We start from the raw sequence: 24,539 nt of genomic DNA on the forward strand, positions 1-24,539 counted from the left end.
TTACGCGTGTGGTAATTCGATTTTACGGTTTTCACGTTTTGACGCTTGTTTATATAATACGACTGTTAAGCCGATTAATTGTACTAATTCTGCATCTGTGCCTTCTACTAATTCTGCTGCAACAACTTTTTTGTCATCTTCGCAGTTATCTAAAATACGCACTTTTAATAATTCGCGTGCATTTAATGCTTGGCGAATTTGTTCGCATTGTGCTTCATTGACGCCGCCTTTACCTACTTGGAAAATCGGGTCTAAATGGTGCGCTTCCGCACGTAAAAATCGTTTTTGTTTACCTGTTAACATCTATTTGTTTCCTCCTAAATTTGCGAGCAGAACGTCCTCTACGACGGCTGCTTTGGGATACACGTCAGTCCAGTAACTATAGGCAAGTGCTCCTTGATGGATAAACATGCCTAATCCTGTCACGACCGTGGCTCCCTTTTCTTTTGATTGTGCTAAAAATGGGGTCATTAATGGATTATACACAATATCCGCGACAATTGCAGTCTTAGATAAATTTTCGAGCGATAATGGCAGCGCAAATTCGCTATGATTAAGTCCTGCAGAAGTCGTTTGTACGATAATATCGAATTCACCAAGTTGTGTTGCCGCTTCATCTAATGACAATGCTTCTGCATTTGTGTCAAGTTCATTACAAATTGCTTGTGCCTTCGATACAGTACGATTAGCAATTGCAATATTTGTATAGCCCTCCTGTACGAGTGCAAAACAAATTCCTCGTGAAGCCCCACCTGCACCAATGATTAATAGACGTTTGTTCTTATGCTGTGTACCTACCGCATCTTCTAACGATTTCACAAAGCCAAGTCCATCGGTATTATATCCTTTATACTGACCATTTTCGAGACGAACGACTGTATTAACAGCCCCCATCTTCTTAGCTAATGGATCTAGTTCATCTAATAGTGGAAGAATCGTTTCCTTATGTGGAATCGTAATATTAAAACCACTAATGCCTAAAACTTTCATCCCTGTAAATGCCTGCTCTAAATTTTCCGGTAGTACATGTAGCGGTAAATACGCCGCATCACGTTCTTCCACTGTCATCCACGTATTATGCATAAGTGGTGACAGTGAATGTTCTATCGGATTCCCAATGACTGCATACCATTTTTTCACATTAATTCCCCCTAAATAAGTGACGGACGAACCATTACTTCTACGCCAGCTGGTGCATGTGCTGCAATGACAACATCTGGATTTTGAATTGTAATCCAACCAAGACCAGAAAATACGATATCTGTTTTTCCTTCTTTGATTGAAAATTCATGACGCACTAGTTCTGGTAATTGCTCGATAAACTCTTTCGTTGGTGGCGCAAGAAGCCCCCCTTTATGTGTTGCATAAAGTTCATCTGCATTTTCTAACTTCGTACGGTGAATGTTTAAGTCATTCGCAATGTGCACAGTAAAGTTTGAACGCATTCCTTGAATAAAATCAAAACGTGCTAACGCGCCAATAAATAACGTTTGTTCTGCATTTAATTGGAATGTTTTCGGTTTAATTTCTTTCTTCGGCATAATATATTTTAACTCTGACGGATCAATATAGTGTGCCATTTGGTGATGATTAATAATCCCAGGTGTATCAAAAATTGCTTTTTTATCATCTAATGGGATTTCAATCATATCAAGTGTTGTACCTGGGAAGTATGATGTTGTAATAATATCTCCTTGTCCAGTTGCTTGTTTGATAATACGGTTAATGAATGTTGATTTTCCTACATTCGTACAGCCAACTACATAGACATCTTCACCGCGACGATATTCTTCAATTTTTGTCATTGCTTCTTCAATGCCTGTCCCTTTGTGAGCAGATACGAGTAAGACATCAATTGGTTTTAAACCAAGTTGTTTTGCTTCTTGACGAAGCCAGTTAACAACTTTTTTAGGATTAATTGATTTTGGTAATAAATCGACTTTATTCGCGATTAAGAGTACCGGATTATTCCCTACAAAACGGTGTAAGCCTGGCAACCAACTTCCGTTAAAGTCGAAGATATCTACAATTTTCACAATCAATCCTTTTTGTGTACCAAGGCCATTTAAAATACGTAAGAAGTCATCATCTGTTAATGCGACTGGTTGTAATTCATTATAATTTTTTAAACGGAAGCATCGTTTGCAAATAATTTCTTCTTTTTCTAAAGCAGATGCTGGTGCAAAACCAGGTGCTTTTGAATCTTCCGTTTGGATTTGCGTGCCGCAACCAATGCAGTGTGGCATTTCGTTCATAATTTATTTTTCCCTCCAAGTTTCAATACCTTTTTTGCGTAAATAATTAAATACGCGACGTTCAAGGCGACGGTTTAATTTTGTAACAAGGCCGTCTGATTGAGCGACAGGTTTCACTAAAATTGTATGCAGATGAAGTGCATTCGCACCAAGCATATCCGTCATCATCTGGTCTCCTAGCATCAACACTTGGTGTGATGGTAGATTCATCAATTGTAAACCACGCTGAAAAGCATTTGTTAATGGTTTTCTAGCTTGGAAAATGTACGGTAAATCAAGTGGTGCTGCAAAATGCTTCACACGTGCCTCTTTATTGTTTGACACAATGACCACTTGAATGCCTGAATCACGAATAAGCTTTAGCCAAGCCATTAATTCTGGCGTGGCATCTGCGCGGTCCCATTCTACTAATGTATTATCAAGGTCTGTAATAATCCCTCTAATTCCTAAAGCATGTAATTTCTCAGGTGTCACGTCATAGACAGAATCAACAAACTCTCTTGGCATAAAACGTTTATACAAAACTATTTCCCTCATTTTTCGATTATTCATTGTGCAACAAGTTACTTAAACGATTATAACACATCCGCAAACGCTTCACCCACTCGGATTGATGCGTTCCTTTGAACATTATTTAAGAATGTTACACAATCTTTTTCAAATAGCATAATCACTGTCGAACCAAATTCAAAATAACCAACTTCTTCGCCCTTTGTCCATTGCTCTGTCGTATTTGTCAGTTTAATTGAATTAACAAACATTGCACCCACTTTAATAAATGCAGCGTTTCCACATGTCGCGCTTAATTCCGTAACAAGTCGATAATTATGCGATAGCGGTTGCTTTCCATATGTTAAACCTAATTGATTCACTGGATAAGAATGATTACCAAGCACATACTGACGAAGTACGGTCGCATCTAACGGACTATGTATACGATGATAATCTGCTGGACTTAAATAAAAGACAATAAATTGCCCCTCTTCATAGCGTTTCGCATGTTCTTCTTTCCCTAATAAATCTTGAAGAGAATAATTTTTCCCTTTCACCCTAAATTTTTGCTGTACTGTAATATTTCCAAAAGATTCGATTTTTGCATCTACTGGGCTAACAATTTCATTTGAGGCAATTGGGCGTGCTTCTGTCATTAATTTTCTTGTGAAAAATGTTTGTAAAGTTGGAAATTCATCTAATTCTTTTGAAACTTCTGTTATATCAATTCTGTAGAATTGTTTATATGATGGAATGAAACTTTTGCTAATACGGCTCGTCATTATATGTTGAAGCATTTTTGATGTTATTTTGTTATTTGTTAGTTCGATCATAGTGCGGTATACTTTTTCTTTAAGCATCTAGTTTAAACTCCCTTGTTATCTGTTTGGTTTCTTAACTAACAGTATAATAAAGCTATAAGAAAATAAAGGAGCATAATTTATGTTTTTACTCCAAAGAGTCGATGAGACTATAAAAAAAGTAAAGTCACAACTAGCGAATATTGTTACTTTATGTAATATTTCATTCGGTGGTGCCTCGATTATGGCAACGTTTAACGAAGCCTATAGTCATGCCGTCCTTTATATTTTCATTGCAGCGCTGTTGGACCGCTACGATGGGAAAATCGCTCGAAAATTCAACCAAGAATCTGAACTTGGTAAACAACTTGACTCAATGAGTGATATTATCTCATTCGGTGTCGCTCCGGCCTTATTATTATATTCATATGTATTATTCCAACTAGGTCCTGTAGGTATGATTGCAGCCGTATTATATATTGTATGCGGCGCATTTCGTCTTGCGCGCTTCAATGTCACTGAAGCAAATGGTTGTTTCACGGGATTACCTATTACTGCAGCAGGTGTTATTTTAACCGCTTCATTCTTGATTGCACCATTTATCAATCCAGGAGTTTACTTGGTTATTTTCCTTGTACTATCTTATACAATGGTTGCAAATTTTCAGCTAAAAAAAATATAGTGGACAAAATGTAAGCACGATGGATAAATCCATCGTGCTTTTTTACATAAAAAAAAGAATCGCACAATCGCGATTCTTTCCTTTTTAAATTACATTTTTTCTATTGCTTTTAATACAACTTGTGTTGAATGTTTTGCAGCAATCGTTAAAAATTCATCAAAGCTAATATCTGATTGTTTCCCTGCAATATCTGACAATGCACGAATAACAACAAATGGTGTTGCGAATTGATAGCATACTTGCGCAACTGCTGCCGCTTCCATTTCAACAGCTTTCATTGTTGGGAAGTAGTTACGTACTGTTTCAACGCGTACAGGGTCATTCATAAATGAATCCCCTGTTGTAATTAATCCTGTGGCTGATTGGTGTTCTCCAACTTCTGCTACGGCCTGCTCTGCAACTTCCATTAAACGAGCATCTGCTTTAAAGCCTACAGGCATTTGTGGTACTTGACCCATTTCATAGCCAAAAATAGTTGCATCTACGTCATGATGACGTACTTCATCCGAAATGACGATAGCACCCACATCAAGATTTTCATCATAGCCGCCTGCTGATCCTGTATTGATGACCACATCTGGTTGATATTTTTCAAGTAAAATCGTTGTCGACATTGCCGCATTCACTTTGCCAATACCTGATTTTAATAAAATAACATCTTTATCTTTATAGGTGCCTTGTGTATATTCGCTATTTGCGATTGTTTCTGTTGTTGTGTTTTCTAACGTTGCGCGTAAAAGTTCTACTTCCTCTTCCATTGCGCCGATTACTGCGATTTTCATAATAAGTGGTTCCACCTTTCAAATTCTATCTTCTATACGATATACAAAAAATCCTGTAGTCGTCAAGAACTACAGGATTTTTTTATGTTTTAATATGTGCCATCCAATGTTTTTAAGACATCGATTTGTTCAGCTTTCCATCCTTTATCTGCAATCCACTGTACCGTCACACGATATTTTTTCAAACCGTCTTCAGAAGTGACAATTCCGATTGTACGATTATTTGCGCCACCATTTTTCACACGAATAATTTTCATCGTTTCTTCTGGAATATTTGTTACAGTTGCAAATGTTTTCACTTTTTCTTGCCAGTCAAGCGATGTCCCATCATAAGCAGAAATGTGGCCTTCACCAATATTTTCTGTTTGCTCAGTTTTCGTTACTTTCCAAGCTGAATCTACAATCGTCATTTCTACATTACTGTCGCTTGATTCGCTTTGAGTTACAGTAGAACGTTCTGTAATATCTTTTTTCAAATCTTCTTCACGTTGCTTGGCTTTTTCTTCTTTCGCTTGCTCTTTGGCTTTTTGTGCATTTGTAGCACTTGAATCTGTCGCTTTTTGTTCATTTTTTGGTTCATCAACTGCTTTTTGATTAGAACCATCATATGTAAGAACAAAATAGCCAACGATTACAATTAAAATACTAACAACAGCAATCGCGATATTTAATAATTTATCGGATTTTTTATTTGGTTCCGGCGTTGGGTTATATCGTCGACGTCTTTGTTGTGGTGGTTGTTGATCCAATATCATCACCTCATAAACACATCATAGCATATTTTATATAAATCGTGCGCTCTACATATATTACAATAACGCTACATTTTGCTAACAAAATAAAAGCGACAGGAATTTTCCTGCCGCTTTTTATTTTAGAAGTTAATTATTTTACTTCAATAATTTTAACGTTAAATTCGCCACCAGGAGTAACGATTTTTACTGTTTCGCCAACTTTATGACCGATTAAGCCTTTTGCGATTGGCGAATCATTTGAAATACGACCTTCAAATGGATCAGCTTCTGCAGAGCCAACGATTTGATATGTCTCTGGTTCATCATCTTCCTCTTGAAATGTAACCGTACGACCAATTGTACATACGTCTGAACCGTCTGCAGTTTCTTCAATAATAACCGCATTACGAATCATTGTTTCAACTAATTTAATACGGCCTTCAACAAAACCTTGTTCGTCTTTCGCTGCATCATACTCAGAGTTCTCTGAAAGGTCACCATAGCCGCGAGCGATTTTAATACGTTCTACAACTTCTGGACGTTTTACGGTAATTAAATCTTCTAATTCTTTTTCTAATTTTGCTTTACCCTCTGCAGTCATTGGGTATTGTTTTTCTGCTGACATGGTAGTCACTCCTTAATTACTGTACAGTATTGAACCATTTCTTAGGAACAGAACATGATTGCTCTTATTGACTAAGCTATCCCCAGTAGTTCGTAAGGTTAAACGAGATTTCTATTCCTCCCATATCGGCAAGTAATAAAAATACTATGTCGCTTACTAAAATGTAGTAAGCGACATAGTTATTAGTTAGTTTGAAGTCGCAAATAGCAAAAGCTACCAGCTAAAAGACAAATTCTCACTATCCATAATATTACACTATGTTGTTAGATTCAAGAATTGTTTTAATTTTTGTAACCATTAAATCAATTGCGACCTTATTTTCGCCGCCTTCAGGAATGATAATATCTGCTGAGCGCTTCGTTGGTTCGATAAATTGATTATGCATTGGACGGACAACGCTTAAATATTGATCAATAACTGAATCCATTGAGCGTCCACGTTCATTAATGTCTCGTAAAATACGACGAATAATACGTAAATCTGCATCTGTATCGACGAATAATTTCATATCCATTAAATCACGTAAATTTTCATCTGCTAACACTAGAATCCCTTCGATAATAATAACGTCTTGTGGTTCAATGTGTACGGTTTCTTTTGAACGTGTGTGTAAAGCATAATCATACACAGGTTTTTCAATTGATTCACGATTTAATAGTTTTTTAATGTCTTGAGCTAATAATGCATTATCAAATGCATCTGGGTGATCATAGTTTGTTTCTAAACGTTGTTCAAATTCTAAATGACTTTGATCTTTATAGTAATAATCTTGTTCAATTACAACGACAGAACGGTCTTTAAACACATCTAAAATAGCATGTGTAACACTCGTCTTACCTGAGCCTGAACCTCCCGCAATACCAATTACAACTGGGCGACTTTTTGTCATCTATCGCATCTCCTTACGCATCATATCATATGAGTTTACTTTGTGTGGGCATTTAAAGCGTACAATTTCTAGTGGGTGACGAGCAGCATCTAATGAGTTGCCTTTTTCGTCAAAAATTTCTTCTACAACAACGCGGAAGTTTTCAATATTTGGTCCGAAAAACTCTACTTCATCACCTGGTTTGAAGTAGTTACGTTGTTGCAATGTAATCATTTGTGTTTCTTCATCATAGTCTAATACCATACCACAGAAGTCGTATGTAGTTTGTTTGCTATGAGTACCAAACATTTGTTGTTCAAAACCTGGCTCGCCTTCAAAGAATGAAGAATCCGTTTCACGATTTGCACATTTTGCAAGTTCTTCTATCCATTCTTTTTTGACAACAAAGTTTTCAGGGTCTGCACAGTACGCATCCATTACTTTACGGTAAACCGTAACAACTGTTGCAATATAGTGAATTGATTTCATACGACCTTCTACTTTCATCGAATCAATCCCTAATTCAATGATTTTAGGAATGGATTCAATTAAGTTTAAGTCTTTTGGACTCATTGCAAATGCTTCATCGCCTTGTTCAAATAATGGTTTTTCTTCACCGTCTTCAACAGCATATAAATCATAATCCCAGCGGCATGATTGACAACAGCCACCACGATTTGAATCTCGAGCTGTCATGTGGTTTGAAAGCACGCAGCGTCCTGAATAAGCGATACACATTGCACCATGAACAAATGATTCGATTTCAATATCCACATTTTCTTTCATTAATTTGATTTCTTCTGCTCCTGTTTCACGTGCTAATACAACACGGTTTAGACCTTCATCTTTCCAATATTGTACGGCTTTCCAGTTTGACAATGATTGCTGAGTTGACAAGTGGATTTCAAGTTTTGGCGCCACTTCACGGCATGTTTCAATGATAAGTGGATCCGCTACAATAATGCCTGTTACACCTGTTCCCTCAATAGCCATTAAATAGTCTTCTAGGCCATCCATATTATCATTATGTGCAAAAATATTCGTTGTTACGTAAATCTTTGCCCCGTATTTATTTGCAAATTCGACACCTTCGCGCATTTCATCAATTGAAAAGTTACCTGCATTTGAGCGTAAGCCAAATTCTTGGCCTCCGATAAATACAGCATCTGCGCCATAGTGTACAGCAATTTTTAATTTTTCTAAGTTACCCGCAGGTGCTAGTAACTCGGGTTTTTTCGTAATAACGCGTTTACCGTCGATAATCTCGCTAATACGATTATTTATTTCAATTGTTGCCATCGTATTTTGCTCCCTCCTAGTAAACTGTCTCTTTGAAGAAGAAGCCTGTATCTAATGGACGTAGTGCTGGTTGAATTGCTTCAATCGCTTCGACTAATTCTTCTTTCATATCGATATAAGTATCTTCGTTTTCGAAATATGCATCAATTGCTTTACGGTATTGTTCTACAACCGTTACAATATAAGCTTCTTCATGAAGGACCCCTTCAATACGGAACACATCAATATTTGCTTCAAATAATTCTTCTAACTCATCAATGATACACATATCTGCTGGTGAGTAGATATGTGTACCATTATAATCTTCATAAATCGGATATTTATTGCCACGTTCTTTATCGTATAAAAACATATTACGTGCTTCTTTACGATTTTCTACTTCCATAGCTTTACCTTGGTATAAAAAATAATTACCTAATAAAGGACGTTTAGACTGGAACATACAAGTCATTCCATGTACTTGTACTTCAATTTCTACATCTGCATTTTCTTTAATTTCAATAATTTCTTCTACACCTAGCTCGCGTGCAAGATACGCACGTGTAGCGCCTCGTTTGCCCCAATAATTAGCTTGAAACCAGTTGGTTGCAATCGTCTCAGCATCCCAGTGTAAAGGCGTTTTAGAGTCTAACTCGCGCTTTGTCATAACAACTGCGGGATCACCAAAATAAATGGCATCTACACCAATTTCATCAATAGCTTTCATATAAGGTGCAAGCAGTGGCACACGATCGTTATGAAAAATCGCATTCATTGCGACATATACTTTCTTGCCTGCCGCATGGACTAATGTAGTAATTGTTTTTACATCTTCCAATGTAAATTCGCCTGCTAAACGTAAACCAAATTTTTCTTCACCAATTAAAAAGGCATCTGCTCCTGCTTCAAGTAATGCTTCTACATGTGAAACGGATTTTGGTGTTACGAGTAATTCAGGTTTGTTCATCGATAGGTCACCTCTTACTTTTTAATACAAACTAATAACCCATCACCTATTGGGAAAAATGTTGATTGGTAATCGTCGTTTTGAATGACCCAATCAGCAAAGTGGTGTAGGTTACGAATCATTGTTCTTTTTCTTCTAGGTACATCTTTCATGTCTAAATCCGACAAACCATGCATATACATGTTGTCGATATATAAAATACCACCTTGTTTTACAAGTGGGCTATATTTATCAAAGAATTTTTGATATTGCCCTTTTGCCGCATCGATAAAGACGGCGTCAAAGGCTTCATGATTTGATGCGATATCTACTTCTAATGCGTCTCCTTCAATGAGCTCAATGCGCTCCGCTTCCTCTGAACGTGCTATAAAACCTTTCGCATTCGCAATACGTGTCTCGTCACGTTCAATTGTAACAATTTTACACTGTTTTACTGCTCTTGCCATACGAATAGCAGAATAGCCAATTGCACTACCTACTTCTAAAATTCGTTTAGGCTGTTGAATGCGTAACATTTGTAGCAATGTTTCAATGGCCGGTAATTGCATAATTGGCACATAATTATCTTCTGCGAACTGTTCCATTTCTAGCAATAAATCACTTCGCTCAGAAATGAAGGAGTTCGTGTATGCATCTGAAATGTTCACGTCTAACGCTCTCCTTACATCTATACAAAATACACTTTATCCTATCATAAATGCATCTAAAAAGCGAGAGTACAACAATTGTGTCACGACTTCGTAAAAAAAGAGCATTGCATTGTGCAATACTCTTTCTCTAAATACTATTTAATGTATTTTGCTACATTTTTTTGATGTTCTGCATATGTTTTAGCAAAGTGATTTTTACCATTTGAATCTGCTACAAAATAGACATACTCTGTTGAAGCTGGGTCAATTGTTGCTTTTAATGATTCAATACCTGCATTTGCAATTGGACCTGGTGGTAACCCTTTATTTGTATATGTGTTATACGGATTTTTCACTTTTAAATCTTTGTATAATACTCGATTTTTATGTTTTCCTAATGCATATAATACAGTTGGGTCCGTTTGAAGTGGCATCCCTTCTTCAATACGATTATAAAATACACTTGCAATGGTTTCACGATCTGTACTTGCTGTTGCTTCACGCTCAAGTAACGATGCAAACGTTAAGAATTCATGTACCGACATTTTCTTTTCTTTTAATGTTGGTAAGTATTGTTGGACGATTGCATCGGTTTGCTTAACCATATCTGTTGCGATTGTTTCAAGTGATGGTTCTTTTTCATAGAATGAATAAGTAGCAGGATATAAATATCCTTCTAATGCATAACGAATATCTTTATCATTGACTGCTTTTGTTACTGTATCAGGGAATTGCTCTTTCATATTCTTAATAAATGCTTTGCTTGTTACTAAATCCATAAATTGTTCTTTTGAATAATCTGTATTTTTTGCAACACGTTCAGCAATTTGATCGATTGTAAGCCCTTCTGGTACGGTTAATGTAAACTCTGGTGTTCGGTAAACCTTACCAGTTTTTAAACTCTTAATAATTTCTTCGATTGTCATTGCTGGAGACAATTTATAAGTACCAGCTTGGAATCCTGCACCATTATTAAATTTCGTATAATATTTGAAGATTTTAGCATTCTTAATAATTCCCTTATCTTCTAATGTTGCGGCGATTGTATCAATTGATGACCCAATTGGTACTTCAATTTTAACATTTTTATCAGAGTCTTTATCGACAGGTTTTAATGCACCTTGTACGTAGAAATATCCACCTACACCGACAATTAATACGAGCGCGATAATAATTGCGGTTGTAATTAATACGATTTTTTTCACAATTTTTTGCTCGCTTTGACGTTGTTTTAATTTTTCCAGTTGTTTTTCAGACGATTGAGAATCCACAACATGCCCTCCTTTTTTCCACATTTCATTATACATGGTTCTGTTCGATTGCACAAAAAAATGAGGCAACAAAACGATGCCTCATTTTTATAATTAGTTTGCTGAATCGTCTAAACTCATAATGGTATTAATAACTTCTTCAAGCATTTCCCATTCTTCTTCTGATTCAATCTCAAAAAGTGCTTCGCCACCATCATCTGCTGGTAATACTTCTGCTGCTTCAATAAATATTTCTGCCGTTTCATCATCTGTATCTTCACAGAAAATTAAATACGTTTTTTCACTATTTGTTGGTTCAACACGAGATAAAATTTTGTAAACTGTTTCGTCGCCGTCTTCATCGTATTCAACGAATGTTAGGCCATGAAAGTCTTGTGCCATTTATAACGCTCCTCTTAGTCTTCGTGACCAGATAAGATTTCAGTTAAGATTTCTTGGACTTTTTCAAACTCTTCATCAGATTCGATAGGTGCTAATCCTTGTTCGCCAGCTTCATTTTCTGTGATGATTGCTACTTGAAGTTCAGGTTCTTCTACCTCTTCTTCAACGAATGCAACATATGTTTTTTCGCCAACAGTGAAACGTGCGATAACAACAAATTTAATTTCGTTACCATTATCATCTACTGCTACGATATGTTCAGCTGATACTTCTTCATCGACACCATTTGATAAACGTTCTAGCACTTCTGCTACTGCCGCTTGATCTTCTGGCGATTCGATTGGTTGTAAATCTTCGTTACCTTCCGCATCCACAACGATAACCGCTGCTTGAACTTCAGAGCCGCCTTCTTTTTCTTCTGCAAATAAGATAAAGTTTTTATCGTTTGCTTCAAAGCGTTCGATAACTGCGAAAACGATTTCGTTTCCGTTTTCATCTACTGCTACTAAATGTTCATGGTTGTGCTCTGCCATCTGTGACATCCCCTATTCGTTATCTGTATTGTGTAATGCTTCGTCAATTAACGTCCATTCTTCTTCACTGTCAATCGGGAATAATTCTTGACCGTTTTCAGTATCTACAAGTTCAGCAGCCTGCATAACAGGTTGCGCTTCATTTTCGTCATAATAAACGATGTAGTTTTTACCATCGATTTCAAGACGACGTTCGATTGCAAAAACGATTTCATTTCCCTCGTCATCTTCTGCTACTAAATGTTCATGGTCATGTTCTTCATGATTGTGGTCATGGTCGTGACCCTGGCCTTCTTCAGGTTTAAAGTCACCTGATTCAACCAAATCATTTAACATATCATTGATTAAATCCATTTCTTCTTGCGTTTCAATTTCACCGAACGCTTCGCCGCCCATTTCTGTCGGTACTAGTGTTGCAGCTTGGATTTCATTGCCAACTGCTTCATCATTTGTCGCATAAAAGATAATGTATTTTTTATCATTTGCTTCAAAGCGCTTCACAACGACTAATTCAATTTCTTTATCCTCATCATTCTGGATATATAAACGTTCTAATTCGCTCATGTTTTTGCCGCCTTTTATGATTGTTTCGATTGCTCTTCAATAATTGATTCAATAAACTTCCATTCAGAAGTATTTTCAATTAAATCAAGTTCCCCATCGTCCGTTAAAATTACTGGAATAATATCTGTTTTTCCTGTTTCATCTTCTTCGTAACCGACAGCCGCATATAATGCGAAGCGTTTACCAAAGCGATTACCTTTTGCTTCTTTTGTAATAACAGAAAGTTGTTCGTATAGATTTTCATTGCCATCTTCATCTACTAATGTAATGACTTTAAATGGATCTTCTTGCGCTTCGATGTCTTGTGCTACAACGTTTTCATTGTTTAATTCTTCGCTCACGTTCGTAGTCTCCTATGCTTCTGTATTTTCTTCTAGGTTGTTGAAGATATCTTCAATATATTCTTGTTCTTCTGGTGTTTCGATATCGCCTAGTTCGCCATCTTCAGCATTTTCGTCGATTGACGCTACGTATACGCGTACATCTTCTTCATCTGATTCATCTTCTACATAATAAAAGATATATGATTTGCCGAATTTATTGCCTTCATCTGATGGTTCGATTTTGTAGACAATTACGGCTTGATGTTCTGCGCCTTCTTCGTCAACAATAATAAATGTTTGATTTTCTTCCATGTTTGTCACCTCTAAAATGATTTGCGATCTAAATAGCCTTGTAAAATCATTACAGCTGCCATTTTATCGATTACTTTTTTACGATTTTTCCGACGTACATCTGCTTCAATTAACACGCGTTCTGCAGCCATTGTTGTTAAGCGTTCATCCCATAAAGTTACTGGAAGAGAAAATTCTTCTTCTAATTTTTCTTTATATGCGATTGATGCTTCACCGCGTGGACCTACTGTATTATTCATGTTTTTTGGGAAGCCAACAACAAATTCTGTTACCCGGTATTCTTTGACTAATTCGCCAACACGTGCCAATCCAAATTCGCCATTTTCTTCATTAATTTTAATTGTTTCGATACCTTGTGCTGTCCAGCCTAGTGCGTCACTTACTGCAACACCAACTGTTTTTGTACCGACGTCTAAACCCATTGCTCGCATTATTTTGCCTCGTTATTCTTTTTGATATAAAACTTTACTAATTCTTCAACAATCTCATCACGCTCAAGTTTACGCATTTTTGCACGTGCATCTTGATGACGTGGGATATAGGCCGGATCGCCAGATAATAAATATCCAACAATTTGATTGACCGGATTGTAGCCTTTTTCTTCTAGTGCCGCATGTACAGAAAGCACTGTTTCCTTTACTTCCTGTTCCATAGATTCTTCCGGGAAATTAAATTTCATCGTTTGATCGAACTTACTCATGCAATGCACCCCTCTCAGATTCATTAGAAACCATATACCTAGAGTATAACGGAATTAATGATGGTTTTAAACTGATTTAACTGTTTCGTATACAGATTGTAATGCGGTATCAAGTTTCGAAGCGTCTTTCGCACCAGCCATCGCCATATCTGGGCGACCGCCACCTTTACCGCCACATTGCTCTGCTACAGATTTCACGATATTGCCTGCATGGTAATCTTTACCCGCGATATCCTTTGTTACACCTGCACAAAGCATAACTTTGTCATCTGCTACTGCACCAAGAACGATAACTGCATTGTTCATTTTCGCTTTTAAGTCATCCATTAATTGACGAAGTTGACCATTGTCTTTTGCTTCAACGCGTGTTGCAAGAACCGTTACACCATTAATTTCTTGCGCATTATTTAAAATGTCACCAGCTTGTGCTGCAGCCATTTTTGCAGATAATGATTCATTTTCACGTTGTTGTTCTTTTAATTCGTGTTGTAAATTTTCAATGCGCATTGTTAAATCTTTTGGATTTGCTTTTACTAATGCTGCTGTTGCTTCAAGTACATGTTGTTCTTCTTTTACTGCTTTATAAGCTTCTTTACCTGTTACTGCCTCAATACGTCGAGTGCCAGCGCCAATTCCGCCTTCAGAAACGATTTTGAATAAACCAATTTCAGATGAACGTTTTACATGAATACCACCACAAAGTTCGATTGAGTAATCTGATACTTGAACAACGCGTACAACGTCACCGTATTTTTCACCGAATAACGCCATTGCGCCCATTGCTTTTGCAGCGTCGATTGGCATTTCTTGAATGATTACTTCGATATCGTCCCAAATCTTTTCATTCACTTCTAATTCAATTTGTTCTAATTCTTCTTTTGTTACAGCACCGAAGTGAGAGAAGTCAAAGCGTAGACGGTCTGGACCTACATAAGAACCTGCTTGGTTAACGTGGTCGCCTAATACATGTTTAAGCGCAGATTGCATTAAGTGTGTTGCTGTATGGTTTTTCACGATTAAATTACGTGCTTCACGATTTACAGTTGCATGAACATCTGCATTTAATGCTAATTCGCCACTTTCTACGATGATTGTGTGTAATGGTTGACCATTTGGTGCTTTTTGTACATCTTTTACAGTTGCTGTGAATGCTTCGTTTGAAATCGTACCACTATCGGCTACTTGACCACCCATTTCAGCATAGAATGGTGTTTGAGATAGAATAACTAACACTTCGTCACCTTCAGATGCTACTGATACTTCTTGGCCTCCAGCAATCATTGCAACAACTTGTGTATCTACATCTAATGTGTCATATCCAACAAATTCAGATGCTTGCGTTAAGTTTGCTAACACTTCTGATTGTACATGCATTGAATCAACATCTTGACGTGCTGCGCGTGCGCGTTCACGTTGTGCTTCCATTTCTTTTTCAAAGCCTGCTGCATCAACTGTCATATCCACTTCAGCTGCATACTCTTCTGTTAATTCTACAGGGAAGCCATATGTGTCATATAAACGGAATGCGTCAGCACCAGGGATAAATGTTTCACCTTTAGCTTTTTGTGCTTCTACTACTTCATTGAAAATAGAAAGACCACCATCTAACGTTTCGTGGAAACGGATTTCTTCATTTTTCACGACTTTCATGATAAATGCTTCTTTTTCATCTACTTCTGGGTAGAAATCTTTCATTACTTCCCCAACTGTTGGTACTAATTCAAACATAAATGGTTTTTCAATACCGATTTGTTTTGCATAACGTACTGCACGACGTAATAAACGACGTAATACATATCCGCGACCTTCATTTGATGGAAGCGCGCCATCACCAATTGCAAATGCAACAGTACGAATATGGTCTGCAATAACTTTAAATGGTGTATTGATATCTTCTTCAGAACCGAAGATTTCTGATAAATCTACTTCACCAGGACGTTTGTATTTACGATTTGCAAACTGCTCGATTTTTTCAATAATAGGCATGAATAAATCTGTATCGTAGTTTGTTGGAACATCTTGTACAACAGATGCCATACGTTCTAGTCCCATACCAGTATCAATATTTTGTTTTGGAAGTGGTGTGTATGTGCCATCTGGATTATGGTTGAATTGAGAGAATACTAAGTTCCAAATTTCAAGGTAACGTTCGTTTTCGCCACCTGTATATAATTCTGGATCTGTTGGGTCATTACCATATTCTTCACCACGATCATAGAAGATTTCAGAGTTTGGACCTGAAGGACCTTCGCCAATATCCCAGAAGTTTCCTTCAAGACGAATTAATCGTTCTTCAGGAATACCAATTTCATCTTTCCAAATGTTATAAGCTTCTACATCTTCAGGGTGGATTGTAATTGATAATTTTTCACCATCAAAGCCCATCCATTTTGGATCTGTTAAGAATTCCCATGCATAGTGAATCGCTTCTTTTTTGAAATAATCGCCAATTGAAAAGTTTCCTAGCATTTCAAAGAATGTATGGTGACGTGCTGTTTTACCAACGTTTTCAATATCATTTGTACGGATGGCTTTTTGTGCATTTGTAATACGTGGATTATCTGGGATAACCGAGCCATCAAAATATTTTTTTAATGTAGCAACACCTGAGTTAATCCATAGTAACGAGTTATCATTGATTGGAACAAGCGGCATACTTGGCTCTTGTTTGTGATTTTTCTCTACGAAAAATTCGATATATTTACGGCGAATTTCTGATGCTTTCATTGTATATATTCCTCCTAGATAATGATGATTGCGATGGGCAAGCACAAAATAAAAAGTCCCCATCCCTAGAAAGGGACGAGAACTATTGGAACGTTTTCGTGGTACCACCCTAATTCATACACAGCAAAAGCTATGTATCTCTTAGCACTATAACGTAGTGAACGGCAGTGATTGGCTGCACTCCGGATTAGCTTTCGGATAAAATGTAAGGAAATTCTCACAGCCAAGGAATCTCTTTCTTTGCATTACATCACTATCGTACTTTTTCCGTCATCGTTTTCATCTATTCTATAGATGATTATAAGAAAAAGGTCTGACAGTGTCAATTGCTAGTATTAAAGAAACTGCTGTGGTGTCACGCTGTCCATCCCAATCATCGGATCAATAGTTGTAATATTTTCCGTTGTGAGACGTTTCTCCGAATTATCCGTTGAATAATCGGTTTCCTCAGCTGGTACTTCTTCAGATTCAACTTCGCCTGTTAATCGTCCTACAAGTGTTGTACGACGTGATACATCTGCAATATTTTGAATACCTCGAACAAAGGTATCCGGTTCTCCACATAAAATTAAAAAGTCTTTGGCACGTGTCAATCCAGTATATAGTAAATTTTTTCGCAACATTTTATAGTAGCTTCTTACAACAGGCATAATGACCATTGGAAATTCACTGCCTTGTGACTTATGAATCGAACAACAATAAGCAAGTGTTAATTGACTTAAATCTCCACGTGAATATGTCACTTCATTACCGTCAAATGACACAATTAACTGATCGACATTATCGGTCGTTTCTTTCGCACGGAAAATTGCAATAACTTCACCCATATCTCCGTTAAAAACATTACTTTGTGGTTGATTAACCAGTTGCAATACTTTATCGCCGATACGGTACGTTGTATCACCAAAAGCCATTTCCTTTGTTTTTATACTCTTTTTCGGATTCACTAGCTCTTGAATCATACGATTTAAATTATCAATTCCCGCATCCCCGCGATACATAGGGGCTAATACTTGCACATCATAAATCGTAAATCCTTTTTTCAGCGCACTTTGAATAATTTGTGATACAACAGTTGGAATTTGAGCTGCGTTGGACTTGATAAAAGAACGGTCAGCTGTCTTAGCTGTCAAATCTGGTGGAATGATATTATGCTTCAATTGGTGGGCCATCTCTACAATAGACGAACCACTTGCTTGACGATATACCTGTCCTAATTCCACAGTTGGTACAACATGTGAATCAAGCATATCCTTCAATACTTGCCCTGGGCCAACAGGTGGTAATTGGTCCTGATCCCCCACAAAAATAATTTGGCAGTCTTCAGGTAACGCTCTAAGAAGCTGATAGGCAAGCCAGGTATCTACCATTGACATTTCATCAATAATAATTAATTTCCCGACAATATCACGTTCTGTATCTTCTTCTGGGTCTTCTTGTCCTGTAAACCCTAATAAGCGGTGAATTGTTTGCGCAGGAAGCCCTGTTGACTCACTTAAACGTTTCGCAGCGCGACCTGTTGGTGCGGCAAGAACAATTGGAAACGGCGTATCCTTATCATATTCTTTCATATCAAGTGAAAGTCCATGAAGTTCAGCATACACATCTACAATCCCACGCACAACCGTTGTTTTCCCTGTACCTGGTCCCCCTGTCAAAATCATCGCAGCACTATTAATTGCTGTCACAATTGCATTTACTTGTGGCTCAGCATAAACAACATTAAAGCGTTCTTCTGCATCCCCAATCCATTTACGAATCTCTGAGCTAGGAAAAGCAGATTGCTCCTCATTGCGTCCGATTAACTCTACTAATTTCTCAGCAATACCAACTTCAGAATAATAAAGAGATGGCATATATAAACGCTGCGCTTCACCACAAATTTTGCCGTTTTTTCCAAGATCAATAATTGAGTTTGAAATCGCTTCGATTGAAATCGTGACAGGCTGACTTTTCTCTAATAAATCTTTTGCCTCAACAATTAAATCTTGGGCTTCCATATAGACATGACCTTCTGATAAAGCCATTTGATTTAACAAATGCAGTATAGCTGCTTTAATTCGTCCAGGATTGTCTCCTGTAATTTCAAGTTGCTCCCCTAAATCATCTGCGCGATTAAAACCGATGCCACTTACATCTTCGATTAAGCGATATGGGTTTTCTTGTAGTATTTGAAGTGTTTTACCTTCATATTTTTGATAAATACGTACTGCAATCTGTGGGCCAAATCCCCATTCGCCAAGCTTGATTAAAATACGGTCCATACCAAGATTGGCTTTTAATACTTCTCGAAGGGTCTCTTTTTTATCATCTTTTAAACGAGGGACATTATCAAGAGCATCGGGCTCTTCAATGATTTTTTTTATGGCATTAGGTCCTAGCTTTTCAACAATAAGTTCTGCTGTCCGCTTACCAATACCAGGAAATAAATCACTCGATAAATATTGAATAACACCTACTTCAGTTGCTGGGATTTCTTTTTCAAATGAAGTTGCTTGAAATTGCAGACCATATTTTGGATGTTGCTTTAAATTTCCTTGAAAACGATACATTGCTTCGGTATCGACTTGTGGAAAATAACCTGCGACGATAATTTCTTTTTCTTTATAATCTAGATTCGTCTCCTGAATTTTCAACTTAATAATCGAAAATAAATTTTCCTTATTATGAAAAATGGAGACGACAGGTCGACCCACCACAAAGAGCGGTTCTTCCGCAAAAAGTGATAAATTTTCAGTCAACACTGTCACCTCCTATTAGTCTTTACGTTGCATAAGCATATCGTAAATATATTTTGCTTGATCAAACTGTGGCGCAATTTCAAGCGCCTTTAACAAATGTGTTTTTGCCGCTTCTACATCATCTGTTGAAACTGCATATAAAACACCTAAATTGTAATAAGCATCTGCGTTATTTTCATCCAATACAAGCACAGCTTCAAGCTCTGGTTTTGCAAAATCAAACATTTCAAGTGATGCCATTAAAATCGCATTCGCTAAGCGCACTTGAATATCTTCAGGTGCTAATTCTGCTGCACGCTGCATATATGGTAGTGCAAGTTTTAAATTCCCAGCATGTTCAAGTGATTTCGCTAACATATAGTATGCATCTGGACCTTCAATACCTGCGCGAATTGAACGTTCGTAAATTTTAGCTGCTTCTTCATAACGCTCATTATTATAATAAAGATTTGCTAAGCCGTAATAAGCTGTTGCTGCTTCTTCATCTAATGAAATCGCTTTTTGGAAAAATCGTTCTGCACGCTCCATATCATTCATACCTGCAAGTAAGTTACCAAAATTAATATAACCAACTGTTTCTTCAGGTTTTTCTTCGATTGCTTGCGTAAATGCTTTTACAGCATCTTCAAAGCGTTCTTCTTGCATCGCTTTGATGCCTTCTTCATTATAATTCAATTGTGACACCTCTATTATCCTACATATGTTAATTTTTCGCCGTCTTTAAATACTTCATCAATTGTTGCGCCACCTAAGCACACTTCACCATCATACAATACAACAGATTGTCCTGGCGTAATCGCACGAGTTGGTTCTGAGAACGTTACATGCCATTGATCGTCCCCTGTAATTTCAACAGTCACTGGTACATCTTTTTGACGATAGCGGAATTTCGCTGTACAGTCGAATTTTTGTGGTAATTCACGTTTTGTTGAAAAACTTGTTTTGACGGCTGTTAAGCTTGTTGAATATAATTTATCATTGTGGAAACCTTGACCTACAAGTAATACATTACGTTCTAAATCTTTTCCGACAACAAACCAAGGTTCCCCGTCACCACCGATTCCTAGACCGTGACGTTGCCCTAATGTGTAATACATTAAGCCATCATGTTTGCCCATTACTACACCATCAAATGTTTCCATATTGCCTGGTTGTGCAGGTAAGTACTGGCTTAAGAACTCTTTAAAGTTCCGTTCACCAATGAAACAAATACCTGTTGAATCTTTTTTCTTCGCAGTCGCAAGTTCTGCTTCTGCTGCGATTTCACGTACACGTGGTTTGACAATTTCACCGATTGGAAACATAACATGTTCTAATTGTTCAGGTGATAATTGATTCAAGAAGTACGTTTGATCTTTATTATCATCAACACCACGGAGCATGACACGATTACCGTCTACATCCGTTCCCATACGCGCATAGTGACCCGTCGCCACATAATCTGCGCCAAGACGTAATGCATGTTCAAGAAACGCTTTAAACTTAATTTCTTTGTTACACATAACATCTGGGTTTGGTGTACGACCTGCTTTATATTCTTCAAGGAAGTACGTAAATACTTTATCCCAATATTCTTTTTCAAAGTTTACGGCGTAGTATGGAATCCCAATTTGGTTACATACTTTAATAACATCTTCATAATCTTCTGTTGCTGTACACATACCATTTTCGTCTGTGTCATCCCAGTTTTTCATAAAAATACCGATTACATCGTATCCTTGCTCTTTTAAAATATGAGCCGTCACGGATGAATCGACGCCTCCTGACATGCCGACTACGACACGCGTTTCTGATGGATCTTTTACTGCTTTTGTCATTGTTTTACTTCACCTTTTCTTGTTATTTCGTTAAACGTTTCACAATATCAATAACGGTTTGTGCTGCACGTTTGATTTGCGCCGAATCCAAACCATAACCAAAGCTAAAACGAATCGAATTACGTAATTCCTCTGCTCCTTTGCCATACATAGCAAGTAATACATGAGAAGGTTCTAATGAGCCTGCTGTACAAGCAGAACCACTTGAAACAGCAATTCCTTCGATATCTAGATTGATTAAGAATGATTCAACATCCATACCATTGAAGCTCACATTGAGCACATGGGGTAATGCGTGAAGGGCATCTCCATTAACATGGTAGGCTATACCCGCTTCGTCAAATGCTGAAAGAAGCATTTGACGATAACGCGCATATTCTGTTGCTTTTTCTTCCATAGAACTTTGCGCTAGCTCTACTGCCTTTGCAAAGCCGACGACTGCTGGAACATTTTCTGTACTTGCACGACGTTTTCGCTCTTGATCCCCACCAACAATAAGGGATTGTAAATGCGCTTTTGGACGTTCATAGAGAAAACCTATTCCTTTTGGACCGTTCAATTTATGTGCAGAAGTTGATAATAAATCAACCCCGAGTGCATCAACATCGATTTTTTCTAAACCAAACGCTTGTACCGCATCTGTATGGAATGTAGCGGTATGGTCTTTTAATAGCGCCCCAATTTCAGCAATTGGTTGCTTCGTACCTACTTCATTGTTCCCGTACATAATCGTAACGAGAATGGTATCGTCACGTAATGCACGTTTGAAGTCGTCGATAGCAATCATACCATGTTTGTCAACAGGAAGATATGTCACGTCAAATCCTTCTTTTTCAAGCCGTTCACATGCACGAAGGACCGCATGATGTTCCACCTGTGTTGTAATAATATGTCGGCCTTCATTTTGATGCGCATAAGCTGTGCCGAAAATTGCCAAATTATCCGCTTCAGAACCTCCACTTGTCAGGACAATTTCATGGTCTTTCGCCCCAATTGAGCGCGCAATAAAACCACGCGCATTGTCTAAATATTTGCGCGCGTGTCGACCAATGCCATGAATAGATGAAGGATTTCCATATACATCATTCATAACCGCTACCATTGCATCGATTACTTCTGGATGCATCGGAGACGTCGCTGCGTGGTCTAGATAAATTTCAGTCATTAAAAAAATCTCCTTTAATCGTACAGCTTGTGCTGCAGTTGTTTCTTAAATATAGAACATGTAATTACTGTCGTCTGTTGACTCTGTATATTTTGCTAAGTCTTCTAAATTTGTTTTATCTAACACTTCTTTAACAGCATCACGCACACGAATCCATAGCTCACGTTGTGGTGGTGCTTCATTTTCAATTCCCTCAACCGGTTGAATTGGTCCTTCTAGCACTTTAATGACATCGGCTGCAGAAATCAAATGTGGTGGCTTCGCTAACATATAACCGCCGTAAGCACCTCGTACACTTTTCACAAGTCCTGAGTTACGTAGTGGTGATACTAATTGTTCTAAGTAGGCTTCAGAAAGATGATTTTCTGAGGCAATTTGGCGCAATGGAATCGGCCCCTGACCATATTGTTTTGATAGTTCGATCATAATTGTAAGACCGTATCGTCCTTTAGTTGAAATTTTCATATAGACACCTCTGCTTCATAATACTGTTATCACCTAAGTATAGCATATTCCCTTCCAATTCACTCGGTTTTCAACTATCATAAATAGTACGAAAAAGGAGTGATTTTTATGTCCAATGAACCTCTTGCCTATCGTATGCGTCCAAAAATGCTTGATGATGTTATCGGACACCGCGACTTTATTGGCCCAGAAACGACGTTATATAAGATGATTCAAAAGGGGCATGTGCCATCAATGCTTTTATACGGTGAGCCTGGTATCGGCAAAACATCACTCGCTTTTGCAATTGCAGGAACGAGTAAATTGCCATTTTATGCATTGAATGCAACACGCGCTGGCAAAAAAGATGTAGAAGATATTGTAATAGAAGCAAATCTACAAGGAACTGTGCTACTTTTTTTAGACGAAATTCATCGTTTTAATAAACTACAGCAAGATACATTACTTCCTCATGTAGAAAGTGGCAAGGTCATTTTAATTGGGGCGACAACAGAAAATCCATTCCATGATGTCAATCCTGCCATTCGCTCTCGTTGTGGAGAAATCAAACAATTAAAGAGATTAACAAACCATGATTTAATTGATCTCTTAAACCGTGCACTGAAAGATGAAAAGCGTGGTTTAGGTCACTACAAAATAAAAATAGCAAATGAACAGCTCGAAAAAATAGCAATAGCAAGTAATGGTGACGGTCGCAAGGCATTGACATTACTTGAATCTGCTTATTACGCTTCTGATGAAGTAGAAGATGTAGCCATTATTAAAGACCGCACACTTGATCAACTGGCTGAGCGTATTGGTGTTTATGGTGATAAAAAGGGCAGCCAGTTTTATAATTTATTATCTGCACTCCAAAAATCTGTACGTGGTAGTGATGTCAATGCAGCGCTCTATTATTTAGCTATGTGCCTTGAAAATGGCGATCTTGTAGCTGTTTCTCGAAGACTTCTTGTGATGGGCTATGAAGATATCGGATTAGCCGCACCTGAAATTGGAAGTCATGTCCTTGCAGCTTGTCAATCTGCTGAACGTTTAGGCATGCCAGAAGCACGAATTCCTCTAGCACATGCAGTGATTGAAATGTGTTTAGCCGAAAAATCCAATTCAGCCATCCTTGCAATTGATAAAGCAATCGAAGCGATTCATAGTGGTAAAACTGGCGATATCCCCATGCATTTGCGTGATGCACATTACAGTGGCGCCAAAACATTAGGCGTTGAAGGCTATCAATATCCTCACAACACACCTGTAGGTACATTCGGTGGGTGGGTTGATCAACAATACTTACCAGACAATCTTGTTGGTACCGAATTCTACAAACCAGTTATAGCCGGACAAGAAAAGCGAATGGCCGGTATTTATGACCATTTGAATAGATTGATGAAAGACCATAAATAAACGTAAAAAGTCGAAATCTTTATATTAGAT

Annotated in this window: 28 protein-coding genes; 2 read left to right on the top strand and 26 right to left on the bottom strand. The window is 37.6% G+C overall.

Features of this window, described 5'->3' with window-relative positions:
* Genes yhbY through KTHG_RS07180 form a run of 5 tightly spaced genes read right to left on the bottom strand, consistent with a single transcriptional unit; the run spans nucleotide 1 to nucleotide 3,607 of the window.
* Complete coding sequence (yhbY, locus tag KTHG_RS07160) at nucleotides 1-303, bottom strand: ribosome assembly RNA-binding protein YhbY (protein WP_126991136.1); 303 nt, start codon at nucleotides 301-303, stop codon at nucleotides 1-3.
* Complete coding sequence (aroE, locus tag KTHG_RS07165; protein ID WP_126991135.1) at nucleotides 304-1,140, bottom strand: shikimate dehydrogenase; 837 nt, start codon at nucleotides 1,138-1,140, stop codon at nucleotides 304-306.
* Nucleotides 1,141-1,151: 11 nt separating this feature from the next.
* Nucleotides 1,152-2,255, bottom strand: a complete 1,104-nt coding sequence (gene yqeH, locus KTHG_RS07170) for a ribosome biogenesis GTPase YqeH (RefSeq protein ID WP_139992446.1) — start codon at nucleotides 2,253-2,255, stop codon at nucleotides 1,152-1,154.
* 3 nt (nucleotides 2,256-2,258) lie between these two features.
* A complete protein-coding gene (locus KTHG_RS07175; RefSeq protein WP_029499261.1) occupies nucleotides 2,259-2,777 on the bottom strand; it encodes a YqeG family HAD IIIA-type phosphatase in 519 nt (172 codons plus the stop codon).
* 53 nt (nucleotides 2,778-2,830) lie between these two features.
* Nucleotides 2,831-3,607, bottom strand: a complete 777-nt coding sequence (locus tag KTHG_RS07180) for a phosphatidylserine decarboxylase (RefSeq protein WP_139992448.1) — start codon at nucleotides 3,605-3,607, stop codon at nucleotides 2,831-2,833.
* An 82-nt stretch (nucleotides 3,608-3,689) separates the two neighbouring features.
* Here KTHG_RS07180 and pssA point away from each other — a divergent pair, with 82 nt between their 5' ends.
* On the top strand, nucleotides 3,690-4,229 hold the full coding sequence (gene pssA, locus KTHG_RS07185) for a CDP-diacylglycerol--serine O-phosphatidyltransferase (protein WP_126991132.1): 540 nt from the start codon (nucleotides 3,690-3,692) through the stop codon (nucleotides 4,227-4,229).
* Between the two features lie 89 nt (nucleotides 4,230-4,318).
* On the opposite strand, the gene mtnN is transcribed toward pssA, so the two are convergent.
* The 21 genes from mtnN to cymR all read right to left on the bottom strand — a co-directional run bounded on the left by mtnN (nucleotide 4,319) and on the right by cymR (nucleotide 23,111).
* Nucleotides 4,319-5,011, bottom strand: a complete 693-nt coding sequence (mtnN, locus tag KTHG_RS07190) for a 5'-methylthioadenosine/S-adenosylhomocysteine nucleosidase (RefSeq protein ID WP_139992450.1) — start codon at nucleotides 5,009-5,011, stop codon at nucleotides 4,319-4,321.
* An 89-nt stretch (nucleotides 5,012-5,100) separates the two neighbouring features.
* Nucleotides 5,101-5,760, bottom strand: a complete 660-nt coding sequence (locus KTHG_RS07195) for a DUF1510 family protein (RefSeq protein WP_255512406.1) — start codon at nucleotides 5,758-5,760, stop codon at nucleotides 5,101-5,103.
* A 136-nt stretch (nucleotides 5,761-5,896) separates the two neighbouring features.
* Nucleotides 5,897-6,370 (bottom strand): transcription elongation factor GreA, encoded by a 474-nt coding sequence (gene greA, locus KTHG_RS07200; RefSeq protein WP_126991129.1) that lies wholly within the window; start codon nucleotides 6,368-6,370, stop codon nucleotides 5,897-5,899.
* A gap of 250 nt (nucleotides 6,371-6,620) precedes the next feature.
* Nucleotides 6,621-7,259 carry a uridine kinase gene (udk, locus tag KTHG_RS07205; protein ID WP_126991128.1) on the bottom strand — a complete coding sequence of 213 codons (639 nt, stop codon included), beginning with the start codon at nucleotides 7,257-7,259 and terminating at the stop codon, nucleotides 6,621-6,623.
* Nucleotides 7,260-8,537: a peptidase U32 family protein gene (locus KTHG_RS07210; protein ID WP_126991127.1), complete on the bottom strand. Its 1,278-nt coding sequence runs from the start codon at nucleotides 8,535-8,537 to the stop codon at nucleotides 7,260-7,262.
* A gap of 16 nt (nucleotides 8,538-8,553) precedes the next feature.
* Entirely contained in the window at nucleotides 8,554-9,483 is a 930-nt protein-coding gene (locus KTHG_RS07215; protein ID WP_139992454.1) for a peptidase U32 family protein, read from the bottom strand.
* 14 nt (nucleotides 9,484-9,497) lie between these two features.
* A complete protein-coding gene (locus tag KTHG_RS07220; RefSeq protein WP_126991125.1) occupies nucleotides 9,498-10,130 on the bottom strand; it encodes an O-methyltransferase in 633 nt (210 codons plus the stop codon).
* A 137-nt stretch (nucleotides 10,131-10,267) separates the two neighbouring features.
* On the bottom strand, nucleotides 10,268-11,383 hold the full coding sequence (gene mltG / locus KTHG_RS07225) for an endolytic transglycosylase MltG (protein ID WP_186439520.1): 1,116 nt from the start codon (nucleotides 11,381-11,383) through the stop codon (nucleotides 10,268-10,270).
* A 93-nt stretch (nucleotides 11,384-11,476) separates the two neighbouring features.
* Nucleotides 11,477-11,764 (bottom strand): DUF1292 domain-containing protein, encoded by a 288-nt coding sequence (locus KTHG_RS07230; protein ID WP_139992459.1) that lies wholly within the window; start codon nucleotides 11,762-11,764, stop codon nucleotides 11,477-11,479.
* A gap of 14 nt (nucleotides 11,765-11,778) precedes the next feature.
* Entirely contained in the window at nucleotides 11,779-12,297 is a 519-nt protein-coding gene (locus KTHG_RS07235; protein ID WP_255512407.1) for a DUF1292 domain-containing protein, read from the bottom strand.
* A gap of 12 nt (nucleotides 12,298-12,309) precedes the next feature.
* Complete coding sequence (locus tag KTHG_RS07240) at nucleotides 12,310-12,861, bottom strand: DUF1292 domain-containing protein (protein ID WP_139992463.1); 552 nt, start codon at nucleotides 12,859-12,861, stop codon at nucleotides 12,310-12,312.
* 14 nt (nucleotides 12,862-12,875) lie between these two features.
* Nucleotides 12,876-13,202: a DUF1292 domain-containing protein gene (locus KTHG_RS07245; protein ID WP_126991120.1), complete on the bottom strand. Its 327-nt coding sequence runs from the start codon at nucleotides 13,200-13,202 to the stop codon at nucleotides 12,876-12,878.
* Nucleotides 13,203-13,214: 12 nt separating this feature from the next.
* Nucleotides 13,215-13,496 carry a DUF1292 domain-containing protein gene (locus KTHG_RS07250; protein WP_126991119.1) on the bottom strand — a complete coding sequence of 94 codons (282 nt, stop codon included), beginning with the start codon at nucleotides 13,494-13,496 and terminating at the stop codon, nucleotides 13,215-13,217.
* Between the two features lie 11 nt (nucleotides 13,497-13,507).
* Complete coding sequence (ruvX, locus tag KTHG_RS07255) at nucleotides 13,508-13,927, bottom strand: Holliday junction resolvase RuvX (protein ID WP_139992466.1); 420 nt, start codon at nucleotides 13,925-13,927, stop codon at nucleotides 13,508-13,510.
* Nucleotides 13,927-14,196, bottom strand: coding sequence for an IreB family regulatory phosphoprotein (locus KTHG_RS07260; protein ID WP_126991117.1), 270 nt, complete (start codon nucleotides 14,194-14,196; stop codon nucleotides 13,927-13,929). Before KTHG_RS07260 ends, ruvX begins: the two co-directional genes overlap by 1 nt.
* Before the next feature lie 66 nt (nucleotides 14,197-14,262).
* Complete coding sequence (gene alaS / locus KTHG_RS07265) at nucleotides 14,263-16,923, bottom strand: alanine--tRNA ligase (protein WP_139992468.1); 2,661 nt, start codon at nucleotides 16,921-16,923, stop codon at nucleotides 14,263-14,265.
* Between the two features lie 335 nt (nucleotides 16,924-17,258).
* Complete coding sequence (recD2, locus tag KTHG_RS07270; RefSeq protein WP_126991115.1) at nucleotides 17,259-19,664, bottom strand: SF1B family DNA helicase RecD2; 2,406 nt, start codon at nucleotides 19,662-19,664, stop codon at nucleotides 17,259-17,261.
* A gap of 15 nt (nucleotides 19,665-19,679) precedes the next feature.
* Nucleotides 19,680-20,339 carry a tetratricopeptide repeat protein gene (locus KTHG_RS07275; protein ID WP_139992470.1) on the bottom strand — a complete coding sequence of 220 codons (660 nt, stop codon included), beginning with the start codon at nucleotides 20,337-20,339 and terminating at the stop codon, nucleotides 19,680-19,682.
* A 14-nt stretch (nucleotides 20,340-20,353) separates the two neighbouring features.
* The gene (mnmA, locus tag KTHG_RS07280; RefSeq protein WP_139992472.1) at nucleotides 20,354-21,481 is read right to left on the bottom strand and encodes a tRNA 2-thiouridine(34) synthase MnmA; all 1,128 of its coding nucleotides are present in this window, start codon (nucleotides 21,479-21,481) and stop codon (nucleotides 20,354-20,356) included.
* Nucleotides 21,482-21,503: 22 nt separating this feature from the next.
* Entirely contained in the window at nucleotides 21,504-22,646 is a 1,143-nt protein-coding gene (locus KTHG_RS07285; protein ID WP_139992474.1) for a cysteine desulfurase family protein, read from the bottom strand.
* Nucleotides 22,647-22,691: 45 nt separating this feature from the next.
* Nucleotides 22,692-23,111: a cysteine metabolism transcriptional regulator CymR gene (gene cymR / locus KTHG_RS07290; protein ID WP_126991111.1), complete on the bottom strand. Its 420-nt coding sequence runs from the start codon at nucleotides 23,109-23,111 to the stop codon at nucleotides 22,692-22,694.
* A gap of 108 nt (nucleotides 23,112-23,219) precedes the next feature.
* On the opposite strand from cymR, the gene KTHG_RS07295 reads away from it, so the two are divergent.
* Nucleotides 23,220-24,509 carry a replication-associated recombination protein A gene (locus tag KTHG_RS07295; RefSeq protein WP_139992476.1) on the top strand — a complete coding sequence of 430 codons (1,290 nt, stop codon included), beginning with the start codon at nucleotides 23,220-23,222 and terminating at the stop codon, nucleotides 24,507-24,509.
* Nucleotides 24,510-24,539: the final 30 nt, after the last annotated feature.

It is taken from the genome of Kurthia sp. Dielmo, from assembly GCF_000307285.2.
Taxonomy (GTDB): Bacteria; Bacillota; Bacilli; order Bacillales_A; family Planococcaceae; genus Kurthia; species Kurthia populi.